Annotated in this window: 16 protein-coding genes; 6 read left to right on the top strand and 10 right to left on the bottom strand. The window is 34.7% G+C overall.

Features of this window, described 5'->3' with window-relative positions; all coding sequences use genetic code 11:
- Nucleotides 1-38: 38 nt before the first annotated feature.
- The 5 genes from SACI_RS10525 to SACI_RS12300 all read right to left on the bottom strand — a co-directional run bounded on the left by SACI_RS10525 (nucleotide 39) and on the right by SACI_RS12300 (nucleotide 5,298).
- Entirely contained in the window at nucleotides 39-803 is a 765-nt protein-coding gene (locus SACI_RS10525; protein ID WP_011278967.1) for an MBL fold metallo-hydrolase, read from the bottom strand.
- Nucleotides 800-1,570, bottom strand: coding sequence for a hypothetical protein (locus SACI_RS10520; protein ID WP_015385786.1), 771 nt, complete (start codon nucleotides 1,568-1,570; stop codon nucleotides 800-802). The genes SACI_RS10525 and SACI_RS10520 overlap by 4 nt, the downstream gene beginning before the upstream one ends.
- An 885-nt stretch (nucleotides 1,571-2,455) precedes the next feature.
- Nucleotides 2,456-3,013, bottom strand: a complete 558-nt coding sequence (locus tag SACI_RS10515) for a hypothetical protein (protein ID WP_011278965.1) — start codon at nucleotides 3,011-3,013, stop codon at nucleotides 2,456-2,458.
- A gap of 510 nt (nucleotides 3,014-3,523) precedes the next feature.
- Entirely contained in the window at nucleotides 3,524-4,510 is a 987-nt protein-coding gene (locus tag SACI_RS12305; protein WP_230949790.1) for a prolyl oligopeptidase family serine peptidase, read from the bottom strand.
- A 71-nt stretch (nucleotides 4,511-4,581) separates the two neighbouring features.
- On the bottom strand, nucleotides 4,582-5,298 hold the full coding sequence (locus SACI_RS12300) for a hypothetical protein (protein WP_230937909.1): 717 nt from the start codon (nucleotides 5,296-5,298) through the stop codon (nucleotides 4,582-4,584).
- A gap of 368 nt (nucleotides 5,299-5,666) precedes the next feature.
- On the opposite strand from SACI_RS12300, the gene SACI_RS10505 reads away from it, so the two are divergent.
- Nucleotides 5,667-6,440, top strand: a complete 774-nt coding sequence (locus tag SACI_RS10505) for a DUF973 family protein (protein ID WP_011278964.1) — start codon at nucleotides 5,667-5,669, stop codon at nucleotides 6,438-6,440.
- Between the two features lie 196 nt (nucleotides 6,441-6,636).
- Here SACI_RS10505 and SACI_RS10500 read toward each other — a convergent pair whose 3' ends face one another.
- Nucleotides 6,637-7,419 carry a hypothetical protein gene (locus SACI_RS10500; protein WP_011278963.1) on the bottom strand — a complete coding sequence of 261 codons (783 nt, stop codon included), beginning with the start codon at nucleotides 7,417-7,419 and terminating at the stop codon, nucleotides 6,637-6,639.
- A 383-nt stretch (nucleotides 7,420-7,802) separates the two neighbouring features.
- Here SACI_RS10500 and SACI_RS10495 point away from each other — a divergent pair, with 383 nt between their 5' ends.
- Entirely contained in the window at nucleotides 7,803-9,449 is a 1,647-nt protein-coding gene (locus SACI_RS10495) for a thermopsin family protease (protein WP_011278962.1), read from the top strand.
- Nucleotides 9,450-9,538: 89 nt separating this feature from the next.
- On the opposite strand, the gene SACI_RS10490 is transcribed toward SACI_RS10495, so the two are convergent.
- Nucleotides 9,539-9,988, bottom strand: coding sequence for a hypothetical protein (locus tag SACI_RS10490; protein ID WP_230937910.1), 450 nt, complete (start codon nucleotides 9,986-9,988; stop codon nucleotides 9,539-9,541).
- Between the two features lie 225 nt (nucleotides 9,989-10,213).
- On the opposite strand from SACI_RS10490, the gene SACI_RS10485 reads away from it, so the two are divergent.
- Nucleotides 10,214-11,599 carry an amidase gene (locus tag SACI_RS10485; protein ID WP_011278960.1) on the top strand — a complete coding sequence of 462 codons (1,386 nt, stop codon included), beginning with the start codon at nucleotides 10,214-10,216 and terminating at the stop codon, nucleotides 11,597-11,599.
- 104 nt (nucleotides 11,600-11,703) lie between these two features.
- Here the strand turns inward: SACI_RS10485 and SACI_RS10480 are convergent, their stop codons facing one another.
- Both SACI_RS10480 and SACI_RS10475 read right to left on the bottom strand, forming a co-directional pair.
- Nucleotides 11,704-12,324: a helix-turn-helix domain-containing protein gene (locus SACI_RS10480; RefSeq protein ID WP_011278959.1), complete on the bottom strand. Its 621-nt coding sequence runs from the start codon at nucleotides 12,322-12,324 to the stop codon at nucleotides 11,704-11,706.
- An 11-nt stretch (nucleotides 12,325-12,335) separates the two neighbouring features.
- Nucleotides 12,336-12,686, bottom strand: coding sequence for a DUF488 domain-containing protein (locus tag SACI_RS10475; protein ID WP_011278958.1), 351 nt, complete (start codon nucleotides 12,684-12,686; stop codon nucleotides 12,336-12,338).
- Between the two features lie 278 nt (nucleotides 12,687-12,964).
- On the opposite strand from SACI_RS10475, the gene SACI_RS10470 reads away from it, so the two are divergent.
- Together SACI_RS10470 and SACI_RS10465 are read left to right on the top strand one after the other, a co-directional pair.
- Complete coding sequence (locus SACI_RS10470) at nucleotides 12,965-13,660, top strand: glycerophosphodiester phosphodiesterase (protein WP_011278957.1); 696 nt, start codon at nucleotides 12,965-12,967, stop codon at nucleotides 13,658-13,660.
- A gap of 46 nt (nucleotides 13,661-13,706) precedes the next feature.
- A complete protein-coding gene (locus SACI_RS10465; RefSeq protein ID WP_011278956.1) occupies nucleotides 13,707-14,351 on the top strand; it encodes a 2,5-diamino-6-(ribosylamino)-4(3H)-pyrimidinone 5'-phosphate reductase in 645 nt (214 codons plus the stop codon).
- An 83-nt stretch (nucleotides 14,352-14,434) separates the two neighbouring features.
- On the opposite strand, the gene SACI_RS10460 is transcribed toward SACI_RS10465, so the two are convergent.
- On the bottom strand, nucleotides 14,435-15,139 hold the full coding sequence (locus SACI_RS10460) for a zinc ribbon domain-containing protein (protein ID WP_011278955.1): 705 nt from the start codon (nucleotides 15,137-15,139) through the stop codon (nucleotides 14,435-14,437).
- A gap of 208 nt (nucleotides 15,140-15,347) precedes the next feature.
- Between SACI_RS10460 and SACI_RS10455 the strand changes: the two genes are divergently transcribed.
- On the top strand, nucleotides 15,348-17,282 hold the full coding sequence (locus SACI_RS10455) for a DUF2079 domain-containing protein (protein ID WP_011278954.1): 1,935 nt from the start codon (nucleotides 15,348-15,350) through the stop codon (nucleotides 17,280-17,282).
- The last annotated feature ends 1 nt before the right edge of the window (nucleotide 17,283 follow it).

Here is a 17,283-nt window from a genome sequence, read left to right as displayed (position 1 = left end):
GATTAAAAAATATTGTAATTTTCTCCTCTCCTTGTGTTTCATTCCATGAGATCTATTCCTACCTTATCTAGCTTATCTAGCCAGTTAATGAACTTCTTTACATTATCTCCTTCAAATATGGAACCGTGTTGCGGTGCAATAATCTTTATGTCCAACTCTTTCACCCTTTTGAGCCAAACATCTAAAGCCTTTCTTGTAGGTAAGTATCTCCTATGGAACCACTCCATGTATTTTACATGTTCATCGAAGTTCTGGACATATAGACTCCATTTCCCTTTAGGGAATATCGCTGCTCCTATATCTCCTGAGAAATAAACCTTAGATTTAACGTCGTAAAGATGGAAGTTTCCTTCAGAATGGAGGAAGTGTGCAGGGACAGCTCTCACTTGGTTTTTCTCTATTTTAAACTCCATTCCTCTATCAGGTATTTTAACTATTCTTTCTGAACTACTAGGATCTGACATACCTAGATGAGGTATAAATCTTTCCCATATCTCTGATATGTACACCTTAGCGTTAGGGCAGGTATCTAGCCAGAGGTTCATTGCGCCTATCACATCCGGATCTTGGTGAGAGTAAAATAACCCCACAATGTTTTCAGGCTTCACAAAATCCTTCAAGTTTTTGAACACTCTTTCAAATACAAAATACCCACCTGGATCCAATAGAATACCTTTATCTCCATCGACTATCAAATACTGGTTTGTCAGAACACCCCTTTCATAGTCAGACTCGTCAAGTCCCAACCAAACAAATTTATGGTCTCTATCCTCATGAATGACATATGGCTTGTGGATCTTCATTCTCTTATTCCCTCCAGAAGTTTCGGTGAAACCATTACGTACACCTGGGTCTTATAATTACCCGAGAGAGTGTTTAAAACGTCTTCCTTTCCAAAGTACTCCTTTCCGTCTTTCATTACATACACTCCTTTAACCTCTCCGTTTATGTATAATACCCTAAAGGCTGACGGTCCACTTCCTGAGATATATACTACAGGATATTCTGATAACTGTGATACCACCTCTTGCAAGTAGTCTACAACACCACCTACATTTAGAGCCACGTTCTGAGTTCTCACCATCTTAGATTTCATTACTAGTTTAGATAGATAAGATAGCTTTGAGAGGTTTTGTGAGTAATCAGCTGCATTTTCACCATTTTCATCTACCTCATATATCTCAGTCTTATCTAAGTCATTCAGCATACCCTTTCTTATCTCTTCTAATACCTTATTCAGGTTCCTTCCTACAATCCATTCCTTTTCCCCTTTATAAGTTAATGTAACTCTTAACATGTCCTCTGTCTCATGATAAAATCCTATCCCAAAAGTGTTTCCCTTGTCATCTACTGCAGACCATTCCACTGAGTCTGATGAGATCTTCGGACTTTGAATCTTAAATCTAGAGGTTAATCTGAAGAACCACAGTATTCTAAACCTCAATACCATGTATCCATCCTCAACACCAACAACACTAGGAATGACACCTAGAACGTTATCAGGATTTTTTGCCCAATCCAAAGCGTAATTTATATTATTCACGCCAATTACTACTGACTCTGACCTCATGTAGAGAAAACTATATTTGATGGTATATAAGGATATTTATACTCATGTTATGAAAAGTTTTAGATATATCTTGATAAGAATTAAGAAGGATAAAAGAATCGCGTTAGGTAAAATTTAATTAATTTCTTGAAAAAGAAACATAATGTCCTTTTCTCTACCTATGAGAATAGAGAAATCCTAGGTCGAAAATATACAATACTTTCGTTCTTGGAATAAAATCCTAATTGTTTTCCAGAAGTCTGAAAGATTAATATGAATTATCTAAATCATAGTTTATCACTTAAAGTCGGACAGTAAGTTTTTGAATTACTTACGTAAATTTAAAATAAAAGTAATGGATTCATATAGCAAAGATAAACCTTTATGTGTTAAAATAATGTCCCGAACTGCTTTAAATATACATGGCTGTTTAAGGAGAAGGTAGATATCGAGAAATAGTTTGATTTTTTCGAACACATTTTTATATTGATTATAGCAGTAAATATTCACCGGACATTACAAATACTTCATAACATATATAATTGAACATGAGTAATTTTCTAAATATGTTGAGAATGTAATATAATTAAAATTGTAATAGTATTACTGTGGTAGGAAGGTAATACTCAACTGGGTCAAATTTTTGATAACCATTTGACACGTCTTGTCTTAAATCAGAGAAGAATAATAAAGTAAAGATGTACTCATATTAACTATCATTCTTCACAAACTAACATATTATATGTTAACTGCATAAATGGCATGAAGTACTGTAACTACTCTTAATTTTCATTAACGTCTGATATTCAGTTTCCCATGTATGCCAATTTTTCCTCATTCTCTTTCCTTTAAAGACCTTAAATAGATTATTAAAGCTCACAAAACCTCTATTAAGTTGGTGCACTTTTATAGAATTCTGAAATATATTAAGTATGTCGTTAAGGAATATAATATGTATGAGGCTAAGAATATCACCACTCCGCTTGTCCAAGCCAAGATAGCATTTTTACATTTAACGCATATCCTTCCTGCAAGTGTAGTTATGACGTAAATAACCAATATACTAAGTATCTTTATTGTAAATAACATCATTATACCAACAGAATATCCATTAATGTTATCATATGGTTGAAGGAACACATTATACTCAGACGCATCGAAATTAATCCATGCGATACTTGAGACTACAGCATCTATTAAGTTACCACCTATAATAATCAGCCATAAGATTCTACTGAACGTGAACTTTCCTTTGAAAACTTCTGATATACCTCTCCTAACTCCACTGTCAAAATATAATACTAGACCAGTAAATATTAGGGAAAACGAGAAGACTAAGAACTCATATGGGAATTCCCTGATTACGTAAAGGAAAGAATTGAATGGATAATTGATAATTATTATTTCGTCACTATTATAGGCGTATATGTTGTAGGTTTCTATATATGAAAGCTGACCATTCATTAAATTCCTTTGAGTATACAACAGATGGATATTTAAAATCTGCACCTAAAATATTAGGGTATAATATTAAATACTTGAAAAGCAAATTTAGGTAATTTGAAAAGGATAGATAGAAAATTTCTATTTAATTTTGTGCTATATGTTAAAAATGAAAAATTTTAATGTTTTCTCCCAAAGTTTGAAAGATAAAATTTTGTATATATACGTGAACGGCTAAAATATTTTCAGATTTCCAAGTGTTTTATATAAATTTTTTTCAATATATTTAAGTAATATAAAGGCTACTCATATGAAAGCGGCACTGAAAACTCTGATCTATAGGAGTCCACAACTAAAACTATCATTTTTAAAGGGGAGGAACAGAGAATAAGATGCTTTTGTAAGCTCGAGAAGTTTTATCCTTTCAACACTAACTAAGAAAACTTGAAAATGAATGTGTTTGATATTTTCCTTGCATAGAATAGAACCTGATATACTCCCGCCTTGAGAGGCTAGGCTCGTCTTCATTTTTCATCTCTCCTTTACACATTCTTCCATGAAGGCTAAAAGGTAACTGTATTCCAATGCCAAGGATTCAGGGTCAGCAACAGCATGACCAGTATCATTTACAAATAACAGAACATTGTTTCCCATACTCCTGGATTTAGCGACATACTTTAATGCGTGACCAGGATGTACCCTATCATCACTAATTCCAGTGTAAACGAATGTATTGGGCAAGCCGGGTTTTATGTTGTGATAAGGACTATAAGATGCCAAGTAATCTCTAAATTCGGGTTTATCAGGATCTCCATACTCCGAAATCCAATATTTACCTACATATAGCTTATGATATCTTAACATATCTAACACGGGATGTCCAATCACTGCACAGTCTACTAGGTTAGGGATATCGTTTATTGTGGCACCCACCAATAGCCCACCGTTGCTTGAACCCATTGTTATAACTTTACCTCCAAATCCCTTAACAAACCTTACAAACTCCTCAAAGTCCTTAAATACATTTTTCTTATTGAGCAACATTCCCTGTCTATGCCATTCCTCACCGTTCTCATTACCTCCTCTTAAATTTGTTACAAGTATCGAGAATCCTAATCGTGAAAGAGGAAGTCTATGAATTATATTGTGTCCTGGAAGTATGGGAATTCTGAATCCACCATAACCGTAAACGACTACAGCCTTAGGTCTGTCACTCTTTGTCAGGAGGAAAGCATGTAAAGTTACGTTGTCTTCGCCTTTGATATAAACATCTTTTACTTTAACTTGATCCTCCTTGTCTTCTTTTATCTCCTCTATGATATTTGTGCTAAAACCGATTGATGGATCATAAACTTCTCTTATGATCTTATACCTTGTGTTAAATGACGTCTCAGCTATATATAATACATTGTCTTTAGAGTCCATTAAAATGACGTTCTCCAGAGTTTTTTCATGTATTTTTCTTCCCTTTAGATCATAAAAGATTACTGGTGTTCTATAATCTCTTATTACTTCCACACTCAAAAAGTCAATACCCAGACTAGCTTTAATTATAGGTAAGTCCGACCTTATCATACTATCTGGTAATATTATAGTTTCATTTTTTTTTGGTATACCAACTCACCTTTAACTACTCCCAAGACATCAATAACCTCACCTTCATCTATTTTTCTTAAGCCTTCAAAGGACTCCCCTATAAACAGTTCTCCATAACTCCAGCCTCTGTGTTTAACAATTGCTAACAGGTCTTCAAACACATTGACCTGAATGAATTCACCTGGTTTAAGGTCTTTCCCCCAAACCATAGTGTCGTTGCAGATAACTCTTTGAGTTGGGTAATCACCACCATCAGGAGGAGCAGAATCCCTATAGACCTTAACGTAACATAGTTGACCTAAGTAATAGAATGGGTTTTGAATGTTCTCTCCAATTTTCTTAGCTTCCCCTTGTGAAATAATCAAGGTCGTGGTCTTATCGCTTCCCTTCCTTCCCATACTAATTCCAATTTGTTCCTCTGAATTGTAAATTTTCCACATCTGGTATATTACATACCCTTGGGGTGCGACAAAAACAGTCTTATCACCTATCCTTACCTTGCTCTGTCCATCTAAGGTTAGAATAGTAGGATTTGTTGTATCATATGCAACAAGACCTACAATCTGAGGTTCTTTTAGTTTTTGTAAAATAATTGGATATAATTCTTTAGCTTTCCTTTCCAGTTTCTCCCTTGTTAATGAGTTCATCTCGTCGATGAACTTTTTACTCCGTTCATCACTCAAGTCCTCTAGATATTCATACTCGTCCATAAGTGAATTCTTTAAGTATATAATAAAAACTCGAAGGATACTAAGATTTTACAAAACATAGAATCAAGGAGGATGTAGTCGTAGATATAGCTACATCTAAGAGATAGACTTAAAGTTCTACGTATTTTATTCTATCCGAAGTGAAGTATTAGCTTATGTAATAATGTGAATACCTTGCTAAGGGATTAATGATCGAGGACCTATACATTATGGTGAGTCCTCTATACACTTCTTATGGAGTACATAAAAGTTTTTACTTATTATGATCAAGAAATGTTCTTTCAATTTATAAATCAATTATGTTTATTCCATATGTTTAGGAGTATGGATCAAAATTCTTTTATTCTGGGTACTAATTATTTTAAATAATGCCTAGAGGAAGATTTTATGGACCTAAGGAAATACAAACAGGGTTATTTAGAGTAGGACTCTTTTATGTTTTCTTCATAATATTTTCGATTTATTATACTTATTTAATAGTTCAGGGCGGATATCAGTACATATTATTAAGTTCCCTGTCAAACCCCCTATCAGTCACGATTCTGGTATGCTTTGAGACAGGTGGAATAATAGGTATGGAAACATCATTGCTCTTTGTTGCAACCATACCAGATAAAAACGGAAACCCATATGGGCTCTACTTTAGTAGCATAGTTCTTATAACCTATCTAGTGTTAGCGTTTTACGTAGTACCCGGAATTGTTAAAATTAGGAGAGGATTCAGTAACTATCCTAAAGAAGTCAGAATTGGGAGACTCGGTGCAAGCTTAATATTGGTTTGTATTCTCCTCTATATGATATCCTTTGGATATCTAGTACTCTCCCTGAATTACATTGTTCCCCCAGTCGACTTTTCCCTCTTTGCATACTCATTTTTATTAATTACCTTACTTTACACGATAGGTCAATTGCTTCTTGGCATAGGCATCTATAGACTAGGGAGACTCTACAGAAGCGGTTTATTAAAGGTAGGGGGAGCCCTTATAGCTATGCCTGTTACGCACTTTATTCCTTTTATAGGATACATTTTATCGAGACTTGGAATGGAAGAAGTAACAGGTTATAGAGATAAGGACACGACTCGTTACGGAGGACGTCGAAAGAGATTTTTCCATAAACGTAATTTACTTTTATTGAAATAAGCGGTAGAGAGAAAGAGCAAGATATCCGTTATTTTATACCTGAAAATTTTTGGTATATTGAGCTCAACAGGCTAAATTGGGTATTCATTACTGTGTGATCTTTCCTGCTCTTGGGTTATATATGGATAAAGTTTATCCTCAATACCCAGAGATCATTCTCTCTCGAAGGAAGTTCATTCTTCTTCAAGGCAACTACTTATTCTTTAATTTCCTCTAATATTTTTGGCGAGGGTATAGCGTAAATCTGAACCTTAAAAGCTCCAGATAAGGTGTTTAAAATATCTTCATTACCAAAGTACTCTTTTCCTTCCTTTAGGACATAAATACCCTTAACCTCATTATCTATAAATAAAATCCTGAACGCGGCTCCCCCGCTTCCAGATATATATATAACAGGGTACTCTGAGTATTGTTTTACTATGTCTTGTAAATAGTCTACCAATCCTCCTACATTGATTGCAACAGTCTGAGTCTTAGTGAACTTACTCTTCACTGTGAGCTTTGAAAGATACGACAGTCTTGAAAGGTTTTTAGAATAGTCATTTGGAATAGTAGAAGTTTCATTATTATTTCCTAATTGGGGACGTATTTCAGGTATATCTGGTACATCTCTCAATATCCCTGCTCTTATTTCCTCTAAAATACTGTCAAATTCTCCTTCCACTACCCATTCTCTTTCCCCAAAGTAGGTTATAACTACTCTTATTGTGCTCTTCCCCTCAGCTACAAAAGTAACTCTAAAGTTATTTCCTTTATTATCTCTGAAATTATACTCTACAACATCATCTGAGATCAAAGATGGTTCGATGAGAAATTCAGACTCAAAGTTAAGCATAAGCCGTGAGAATTTCATTTTCACTGTAGTACCATTTGACTCAACGATATTAGGTATAAGGGGAAGGACATTATCCAAATTTTTAACCCATTGTATCACGGCATAATTGTTCTTAACTGCAATAGTAATTGACTCTGATGCCATAATTCTTCTTAACACCAAAAACTAATAAAAAGTTTATTATTGAAATAGCGAGTTATAGCTTATGTTGAATAAAATTTAGTTTTACTGATACATAAAATAAATTGATTTCAAGTTTATCATCAAGTATTTTATATCTAAATATTCGTCAAATAATCAGGAGAGTCTTATCTGAATAATTTATGTAGAAGAATAAGTGAAAAATTAACTTAAACTTCTCCCAAATAACGTTAATCATACGTAAATTTATGATACGAGGAAAGCCTCGCCATTTATGGCCGGGAGGATGTCAGATTTAATTAGTTAGTTTTGATTTCACTATAATAATTATGTCAAAACTTCTACGGAGAATCCTTTAAAATGTAGTATATGTATGCATACAGTTGATGCTAAAAGTTAGAATTGCAGTCCTATCATTCCTTCTGTTAACATTATTACCAGTGATAGGTTTTGCGGTAACAGCTCCTGTGGGTATATCAAGTTATAGTCCTACTGTCACGACTACATCGATATTAGGATATGCTAACATCTCATCATTATTAGCCTATAATTCAACTTTCTTTCAGCCATATGGTGCATCTCTTCAACTAAATGCAATACTTGAGGTCGACACTCCCAGTAATACATATTACTTCTGGGTTCAAAACGTGGCAGGGTTTATAACAAGTAATAATACACTATTCTTCAATGACAACATATGGAACGCAACTGGAATGGACTCAAACATAACAGAGGTCATAGGCGATGGAAATATTTCAACGTGCGACTCATGCCAGGCTCCTCAGACGTTTTACGGTGCCTCCTCCCAGCAGACTATATACTATCACTTTCCGCTGTCTTTTTATATGTTCATAAACGTAACCCCCACTGTAAGAGGACCCCTAGTTACATTTGGATATGTTATACTCCAGAACGGAAAAATAACATCGCCTAAGGTCCAGGTTTATGATAATGCAATAATTCCAGTTCAGGGAGCCATCTCTGCTCAAATTGTAGTGCAAAATTCCTACACGTACGTATACAACCAGGGTTTGTATTCATATTATGGTCTAAAGAAGGACGTAGAATTGGTTTGGGGAGGACTTAGTAATGGAGAACATACTACATTTAAAGAGATGTCGAGCCTTCTAGCTATATACTATTTACGAAATGGGCAATGGTTATCATTTAACGAGATCTATAACTATGGTTTTGATACTGCTGAGTCTGCAAATAACCTAACTGTATATGTGGATAAACAGGGTTTTGCTCATGTTATAACAGGTAATCTATACAAGGGAGAATTAACGAGTGACTTTAACCCGCCAAAACCCTATTTTACATTCATTAACATCTCTAGTAAAGTACCATTTATTATTAATGGAAATCAGTTATATAATTTCACAGGATATATAAACTCTCCCATATCGGTTTACTTTTACTCAAATTACTCCTTAAGTAATAATTCTTTTGCATTACTTAATTACAGTTCAAATCAGAAAACTGTAAGATTGGTAATAAATTCATCAACATGGTTTGATTCCTTACAATTCACTCCTAACTATACATTTTACTATAGATTGAACGTAATTTCTTCAATCCCAGCCAGGGCACTCATTAACGGAGTTAATACAACCCTTAAATCCGGCTGGTATGCGGGTAATACCAGGATCATAGTGCTAACCACAAATTACTACTTATCAAATAACACTAGGTATGTGATTACTAGGGTAGAACCCTCAACTAGTATTGTTGTTAATAGACCTTTGAACTTAACTGTGAAGGCTCAACTGCAGTATTTAGTCAATATTAGTGGAATATTGACGTGGGAGAACAATGGATCAGAAATAACTATACCTAATTACAAACCACTACTATACACCATGGTATATGAAGGGACATATAACCTACTACCTGGCGATACGATCACAGTAACCCAACCCATAAGCGAAAGGTTGATTATTCGCCTCAACTACGTAAATATATTAATTGTGTCTATAGGGATTATAACCCTCCTAACAATATATTTGGTAATCAGAAAACCATCTAATTAAAAGGTGTACTATTATAGGACGGAAAGTCAAGATTACCTTTCAATAATCTTTACACAATTTTCCATTCTTACTTAAAACTCGAAAGTCCATCAGTTATAGGTAACTACTACAGGCACCCCTAAACCGGTGTTGAAGTATATAGTTGCACTGTACTCAGACTGTTTAGTAAATGTTATATTTGAATTAGCCTTTATTTCGAATGTCATGGTTTGCGTTTGTCCTGCTTTCAAAACTGAACTTTGTGGATTAACGGGTACAAACTTCATGTTTGCTATCCAGACACTGGTAATATTTACGTCGCTAGTCCCTGAATTCCTTAATGTGACTGTCAAATTATAAACACTACCACTGCCTGTCAGTGTCCCACCACCTATAACTTCCACAGGTTCTTGTCTGGGAATCGTACCAGCTAGACCATAAGTGAACAGTACTACAGCTATAACTGCTATAAGACCTATTATTGTCAATATTAGGGCTATAATAGAGTCTGACATACCTCTTTTAGTCTTTAATTTTATCTCGTCTATTTTCATATCCATTATAAATGAGGTAAAGGATTGATATTAAATTTTTTCTTTCAATTTTGATAAGTAACACTCACTTTTGTGAAAGAAGAATACCGAGATTGTATCAAGTGAGATTTTACAGCCTTTAAAACATGTAATACAATTATAGGGTTTTGAGTACAACCTAACCCATTATACTAAATAAGGTTTATTTATTTTAGTAACTTTTAGAAATTATGCAAGATCTTTTTTGGGAAAGTGCAAATTGCCTTGAGGGAAAAGGTCTGCAATGGTGAAATTTCTTCTGAGGAATTAGTCACTAGATTTTTAGAAAGAGTAAATGAACTAAACCCAAAAGTGAATGCAATAGTTACCCTCAACGATAAGGTAATGGCAGAAGCTAAAGAAATGGACTCCTTAGCCAAAAAAGGGATATGTAAACCTCTCCACGGTATTCCTGTCACGATCAAGGACAATATCTTGACTAAGGGGATCAGGACTACATTTGGAAGTGTACTGTTCAAGGACTTCGTACCAGATGAGGATTCCATCATATCCGAGAGATTAAAAGAGGCTGGAGCTTTAATTTTGGGAAAAACAAATATGCCTGAGTTTGGTCTTGTGGGAATAACAGATAACCCACTCTTTGGAGTAACTAAAAATCCATGGGATTTAACAAGAACTCCTGGAGGATCAAGTGGAGGTTCTGCAGTATCAATAGCCTTGGGTTTCTCTCCAATCTCTATAGGCAATGACGGAGGAGGATCAATAAGAATACCCTCAAGCTTCTGTGGAGTATTTGGTTTTAAACCTTCACCACACGTAATTCCTAAGTATCCACCACCAAATACATTCCGAGGTATAAGTGTGGATGGACCAATTACGAGATATGTGAGTGATGCTATACTTACCATGAGAATACTATCTGGACCTGACCTAAGGGATAGGAGGTCGCTAACTGTGCCTAAAATAAACTTTAGTGAAGAGCTAGATAAAAATGAGGTGAAGAGAATTAGGATTGCGTATTCAAGGAACTTGGGGTATGGAGTAGTAGACAGCAAAGTGGAAAAGACAGTGGAGGATGCAGTTTATAGATTTAGAGAATTAGGGGTGGAAACGATAGACGAGATTAACCCTGAACTTCCCAACTTATACAAAGCTTTAATGACTAAAATTACGGTGGAATTTGCGACCTTCATATATGATAAGTTAGAGGAGTGGAAGAAAGTTACGTATAAGCCTTATCTCAATTTCCTATTACCTTACTTTGAAAAGCTCACCTATCATGATTACGTAAAAGTTGATAATGAGGTAGATAAGCTATGGTCTAAGTTGTCCAATGTATTCCAAAAATACGATTATCTAATTACTCCAACTGTATCTGTTGTCGCATTCAAAATTGAAGAAGGTATTGGTCCTAGCGAGATCAATGGACAGAAGGTTGGCTTTGGAGAATGGTCACCTTTTTCATTTCCATTTAACCTTACTGGTCAACCAGCCTCAAGTATTCCAGTTGGTCTTGTGAACAATTTACCAGTTGGTATGCAGATAATTGGAAAGCCATATGATGACTTCGGTGTATTAAAACTATCTTTATATTACGAGAGGAACTTCTCTTGGCATAAGATGAGACCACAGGTTTAAAATTACCCTGTGGTATGCAAGGGAAGAAGGTGAAGTAACAGTAACTTGTTTCCTGCTATTATACTATTAGTATACAAATCAGAGAAGTAAGACTTTTAACAATTTTATCCTTTTTTATCTAGATAATACTTAACTGCCTTTCGTAGAGCCCTTCTCAGTATCTCTTCCAAAGTAGGAGCCTTGATCCCAAGTTTTTCAGCTAATTCCGTCATGGTTATTCTTCTGTCTACATCAAAGAAACCCATCTTATATGATAATTTCAATATCTCCAATTGCCTTTCTGTCAGTTGCTCTTCATCTAGCTCAGATATGCTACCTACCATAGCCTTTACACCTATCTTGTTGAGCTCATCTATAAGACTCTTCAGAGAGAGTAGATTTGGAACAATTAGTTTATACATAACTGCATCACTTCCTACAACTTTCACTTTCTCAACTACAGCGTCACTTACATAAAGGATTTTACATACCTGGCAACCTTCAGTCCTGATCCAGACGCTATTTTCACTTATCCTCAAGGTTTTTGACCTTCTTTCTTTCAACTCCTTAAGCAACTTTTCAGTTAACTTTAAGGTTGCAATGTGGTCAGTAACACTTTCCCTCATCTTCACATTGTTAATTTCCGCCTTTACATTCATCTCTTCAAATAATTTCATAACTAAGCAGGGGTGATTCTGTAGAATAAGTGTAACATTTATAGGTTTCTTTACATCACCAGCACCCATATCTTCTAATATTAACTTTCCTTATTTATTAAACTTTCTATGTATTCTTTGAGCACAACTGCGTTATTGTATGTGGGGTCTCCTGAGTATAGAAATGTTACGATCTTAGTCATCTTAACTATCATCAATAAAGGTTTAACTTTTGGATTGTACCTCAACTCTTCTAGATATCTTCTCTTAAATTCCTCCCATTTTTGCGGTTCATAATTATACCATGTTATTAATTCTTCAGAAGGGGCAAGATCCCTAAGCCACATATCGATAGAGCCTCTAGTTACAGAGGCTGGCCATGTCCTCTCGACCAATATTCTAATCCCGTCGTTAATCTCTGGTTTGTCATAAACGTTTTTTATTTTTATCATAATGCAGGGGGAACGTCACTGGAAATAAGTTCAGCACCTTAACAGTTAGGGTTGGAAAATAGATAAAGAAGTTTAAATATAAATTTAAAAATCTTCCAAAATTAAAAAGCGTACATAAATAGGAAAGATTAAATAATTTGCGTATGTGCCTTATTAAAGATATTGTTCTACAACCAAATCAACTCTGAACTTTATTGCATTTAACGTCACTCAAGACTAGCTAAGTTAACACTTAGTATATTCTAAACACTTTTTTATGTCATTTACCAATAATTTTTATGCTCATAATAGGTCATAGGGGTGCCCCATTAGAGGCAAAGGAGAACACTATACAGTCTTTTTTAACAGCTAAAAATCTAGGTGTAGATGCAGTAGAGCTGGACGTTCATTTATCCAGTGATAAGAAAGTGATTGTTTTCCATGACGATTCCGTTCTAATAAACAGTAAGATGGTTAAAGTTAGTGAGTTAACATTGGACAGATTGAGAAAAGTTACGGGGATTGAGGTCCCCACCCTTGAAGAGGTATTAGAAACAGTAGGTAATTTTAATTACGTTGTGGAAATCAAAAAGTCAAGTGCCTTTTACCCATCAATTGAAGAAAGAGTTGCAAAGGCAATAAAGGAGAGAGAACTAGTCGATAATGTAAACGTAATATCATTTGATTTTGACTCTATAAAGAGAATAAAGGAAATAGAGGAAAAAATCTCGACAGGGATAATCTTTGTGGGTAGAATAAATTGGTTTTTGGAAATTGCTAAGAAAGTTAAGGCTGACTGGTTAGCATTTTATCATGAACTTGCAACTGAAGAGGACGTAAAAATTGCTCATCAGAGTGGTTTAAAACTGGACGCATGGACAGTTAATGATTTAGATCAGGCTGAACAGCTAGAAAGATCTGGAATTGACGCTCTAACTACGGACAACCCAAGGAAGATGATAGAAGTTTTTAAACGAAGAAAGAAGAGCATATAGTAATGATTCGTTTTACCTGTAATCAAATCACCTAAGTGAATACAAAATGAAAAGTAGACCCTACACTATTATCTTTTCCACAATAAGCATCGATGGAAGACTTGCGACTAAGACAGGTTATAGTGAGCTAAGCTGTCCTATAGATAAACAAAGACAGCACCAGCTCAGAGCCGAGGTTGATGCAATTATGGTAGGTGGAAATACAGTTAGGATAGATAACCCTTCTTTGACAGTGAAATACGCCAAGAAAAAAGACAAGGATCCTATAAGGGTCATAGTAAGTAAAAGTTTAAATTTAGACGTATCGTCCAAGATATTTTCAATTCCACCTTTGACAGTGGTTTATACTAAAAGCGAGAATAGGAGTAAGCAATATGAGCTTGAAAAAAGGGGTGTAGTAGTAAGGAGATTCAATGAGTTAAGTGATGTATTCTCTGACCTCTATGAAAGCTTTAACGTCAGGAGATTAATGATTGAAGGGGGAGGAAATTTAATTTGGAGTGTGATTCACGAGAAACTGTATGACGAAATTAGGGTCACAGTCTCACCCAGGATATTTGGTAATGGAGTAAGTTTAGCTCAGGGAGAAGGTTTTCAGGGAGATGAGTCACCTAGGTTAAGATTAGTAGATGCTAAGATATGTCAGTGCGGAAACGAAATACATTTAGTTTATATTAAAGGACTAATGTAGAAGTAAGATTGACTCAGAGGAGGTAAAAATAGTAGATAACGAGATAGTTGCTGTTGATTATGAAGAAAAAGAGTAAAAGGGTTTTAACTTACAATTTGATTTAGAAAAGTTGTAACATTCTGTACTGTAGGCATAAAATTGTAAAAGTCTACAATAAATAGTTTCAGACCATATGTGGTAAATGCCTCACCTTGAGTCAAATAAAATGTGCCCTTAGAGTAATTGTAGGCAGTATAATAAGCCTCGGCGTTTGTTAGAAGAGGATTTATCATGGACATTGATGTAGTTGAATTATATGTAAATATCTCCAAGACAATCTGATTAGTCCCATTAACTAAATCATATACCTCTAGTTTACTAGATGCAGTAAATAGAATACCGTTACCTGGAGTGTTCAAGATTTGAGAAAGGGGTATAGAAGTCGTAGAGCCATTTAAGTAGGTAATGACTATTGAGTTGTTAGATCTTTGGGCTACACCAGACTCATTCTTTTGTGTCATCCAATTTCCTCCAAAGGAGTTATCTGCCGCGGCACTGAAATTAGGAGTGGATTTGAATACAGAATTAGTGTTTAATAATATAGCTACTACACCAATTACAATCACTATAGCCACGACTGCTGCAATAACCCTAAACAGTGGAAATGGTCTCTTAGGAGATTCTGGTGCAGGTTGAGGTTGTGAAGGTGTTTGTTGTTCAGAAGTTGACTCAGGAAAAGGATATCCACACGCTACACAATACTTTGCGTCATCAGGGTTAGAGTAACCACATTTTTGACAATTTTTCAATCAATTTCGCCACTTAATATCTCAACATACACGTATAAAAATAAACTTCATATCACATGTAAGTAATGATTATTTTTGCACATATATATCGGTTTTACTCCTTGGCAATAAATATATTGACTACTGTCGAAGAATTTCTCAGGTCGCTTATCATGGCTAGTTGATCAGGATAAACTATTAAATAACTCCATATAACCTATCTTAGAGAATGAAGTTAAAATTTTCATTAAAGGGCGAAACGCTGATCCTACTCTTAGCAATTATATTCTTTAATGTAATAGTCAACTTTCTATTCTTTATTAGGCTTTACGACCTATTATCTGGTGCCTTTGACCTAGGGTTATTTATGCAGGAGTTTTACTCTACAATTTATGGTGGAAAAATATTCTATGATGCAGCAAACTTCTTGTCTTTTGGTGCTTTAAGTGGTTTAGCCATTCATCCTTATTTAATACTCTTCTTAGTTATTCCAATCTACTACTTATTTCCTTCATGGTTAACTCTATCAATAATTCAAACTGTGGTAATATCAATCTCTTCCATATATCTTTACAGAATAGCTAATATTGTTCTCGGAAATAATCGGAATTTGAGGCTTCCTTTAATTTTAACCATTTTATATTTATTCAACCCCTTGATAATTTCAGGTTTGCTCTTTGACTTTCACGCTGAAGCTCTTTTTCCGTTATTCTATATGGGAGCTTTTTACTATTATCTAAGGAAAGAATGGAAAAAATTTACGCTTTTTATAGTCTTTTTAATTCTAACAATGGAAGCTGCCTATCCGATCGTGATTTTCTTTATGATTTATCTGATTATGAGAAATAGGAGAACCAAAGAGGAGAATGTTAAGGAAGGATTTTCTTATGATCTAGCTACTTTCATACGAAAGAATAAACTTTTCATAATCATAATCATAGTAACCTTAGCAGTGGGCTTAACAATACCAAAATATTTTAGCACGATTTTTTCAGTATCGCCTCCAACAGGATATTCCTCTTATTACTCATCGAGAATTTCTAGTTTGTATCTCTCTGGAATCTCTTTATTTTGGTATGATAAGATTAATTTCTTAGTAATCCTCCTAGCCTCCTTCGGTTTTCTTCCGATATTTGCGCCCACTGAACTTTTGCCTGGAGCACCTTACATTCTGTTGATCCTTTTTTCCAACCATGTACCCTACTTTGAAATAGGTTGGCAATATCCTCTAATAGGCGCAGGCATGTTTGTAGTTGCCATGGTTTACGCAATAAGTAGATTAATAAAAAACTATAGAATAATAATTGTAAGTATATTTGTAATGTTTATGCTTTCTGTAGCCTTAAATCCCTATCTTTATGATAATTTCCAGCCATCCAACTCATCAAGGATTTTCAGTGGTGGCTATAATCCGAAATTATCATTATCTACTGCTCTAGCAAACTATGAAGTAATAAGTATTATGACATCCTTAATACCTCACAACGCTGTAGTTATAGCCAGTAGTAATCTTTTCCCATTTGTTGCAAATGACGTTAACGCTTATCCAATATATGGCTATTTCAATACGAGCTATATGATAACTTACTTACCCAATACTCCTCAGTACGTATTACTTAGTGGTCAATCAAATGAACTTACTATGTTGAAGGGAAACTATAGTATTATTGCTGAGGGTGATAATCTAATATTGCTAAAGTTGAATTACACAGGTAAGGTAGTCTACTTTAAGCCATTTTCGAAGTTTTTCGGACCTAATTACCTTCTAACAGGAGTAAATACTACAAATAATATTGGTAGATATGAAATTTCGAGTAATAGGCAGGTTGAAATTTTAAAAATCTACAATACTTCTTATAACAAAACATTATGGAATGGACCTTATTATAATTTTGCCATGGGTAATTACGTTGCTCAGTTTTACTTGAAGCTAGGTAACAATTCCAACACAACTCTAAAAGTAGAAGTATTTGACAGCACTCTAAACAAAGTTTTGAACTACTCGATAATAGACAGTAGTCAGCTGGGGTATGGCTGGTCAATTATTAGCCTTCCTTTCTCTATAAAAGACTATTATTCAACTATAGCGTTCATCGGAATATCATTATCAATTAATTCCACAATTTACTTTGGAGGAGTTAATGTAACTCAGGTGAGCCCTTAAT

It is taken from the genome of Sulfolobus acidocaldarius DSM 639 (assembly GCF_000012285.1).
Lineage (GTDB): Archaea > Thermoproteota > Thermoprotei_A > Sulfolobales > Sulfolobaceae > Sulfolobus > Sulfolobus acidocaldarius.
The sequence above is the reverse complement of the archived record's forward strand: the minus strand, read 5'-3'. Positions and strand labels throughout refer to the sequence as shown.

Bases quoted from the DNA above. Each gene is read 5' to 3' on its own strand.
- SACI_RS10515 (WP_011278965.1), bottom strand. From the start codon at position 3,013: ATGAATGGTCAGCTTTCATATATAGAAACCTACAACATATACGCCTAT.
- SACI_RS10470 (WP_011278957.1), top strand. From the start codon at position 12,965: ATGCTCATAATAGGTCATAGGGGTGCCCCATTAGAGGCAAAGGAGAAC.
- SACI_RS10455 (WP_011278954.1), top strand. From the start codon at position 15,348: ATGAAGTTAAAATTTTCATTAAAGGGCGAAACGCTGATCCTACTCTTA.
- SACI_RS10500 (WP_011278963.1), bottom strand. From the start codon at position 7,419: ATGGCATCAGAGTCAATTACTATTGCAGTTAAGAACAATTATGCCGTG.
- SACI_RS10490 (WP_230937910.1), bottom strand. From the start codon at position 9,988: ATGGATATGAAAATAGACGAGATAAAATTAAAGACTAAAAGAGGTATG.
- SACI_RS10495 (WP_011278962.1), top strand. From the start codon at position 7,803: ATGCTAAAAGTTAGAATTGCAGTCCTATCATTCCTTCTGTTAACATTA.
- SACI_RS10480 (WP_011278959.1), bottom strand. From the start codon at position 12,324: ATGGGTGCTGGTGATGTAAAGAAACCTATAAATGTTACACTTATTCTA.
- SACI_RS10465 (WP_011278956.1), top strand. From the start codon at position 13,707: ATGAAAAGTAGACCCTACACTATTATCTTTTCCACAATAAGCATCGAT.
- SACI_RS10525 (WP_011278967.1), bottom strand. From the start codon at position 803: ATGAAGATCCACAAGCCATATGTCATTCATGAGGATAGAGACCATAAA.
- SACI_RS10475 (WP_011278958.1), bottom strand. From the start codon at position 12,686: ATGATAAAAATAAAAAACGTTTATGACAAACCAGAGATTAACGACGGG.
- SACI_RS10520 (WP_015385786.1), bottom strand. From the start codon at position 1,570: ATGAGGTCAGAGTCAGTAGTAATTGGCGTGAATAATATAAATTACGCT.
- SACI_RS12300 (WP_230937909.1), bottom strand. From the start codon at position 5,298: ATGGACGAGTATGAATATCTAGAGGACTTGAGTGATGAACGGAGTAAA.
- SACI_RS10505 (WP_011278964.1), top strand. From the start codon at position 5,667: ATGCCTAGAGGAAGATTTTATGGACCTAAGGAAATACAAACAGGGTTA.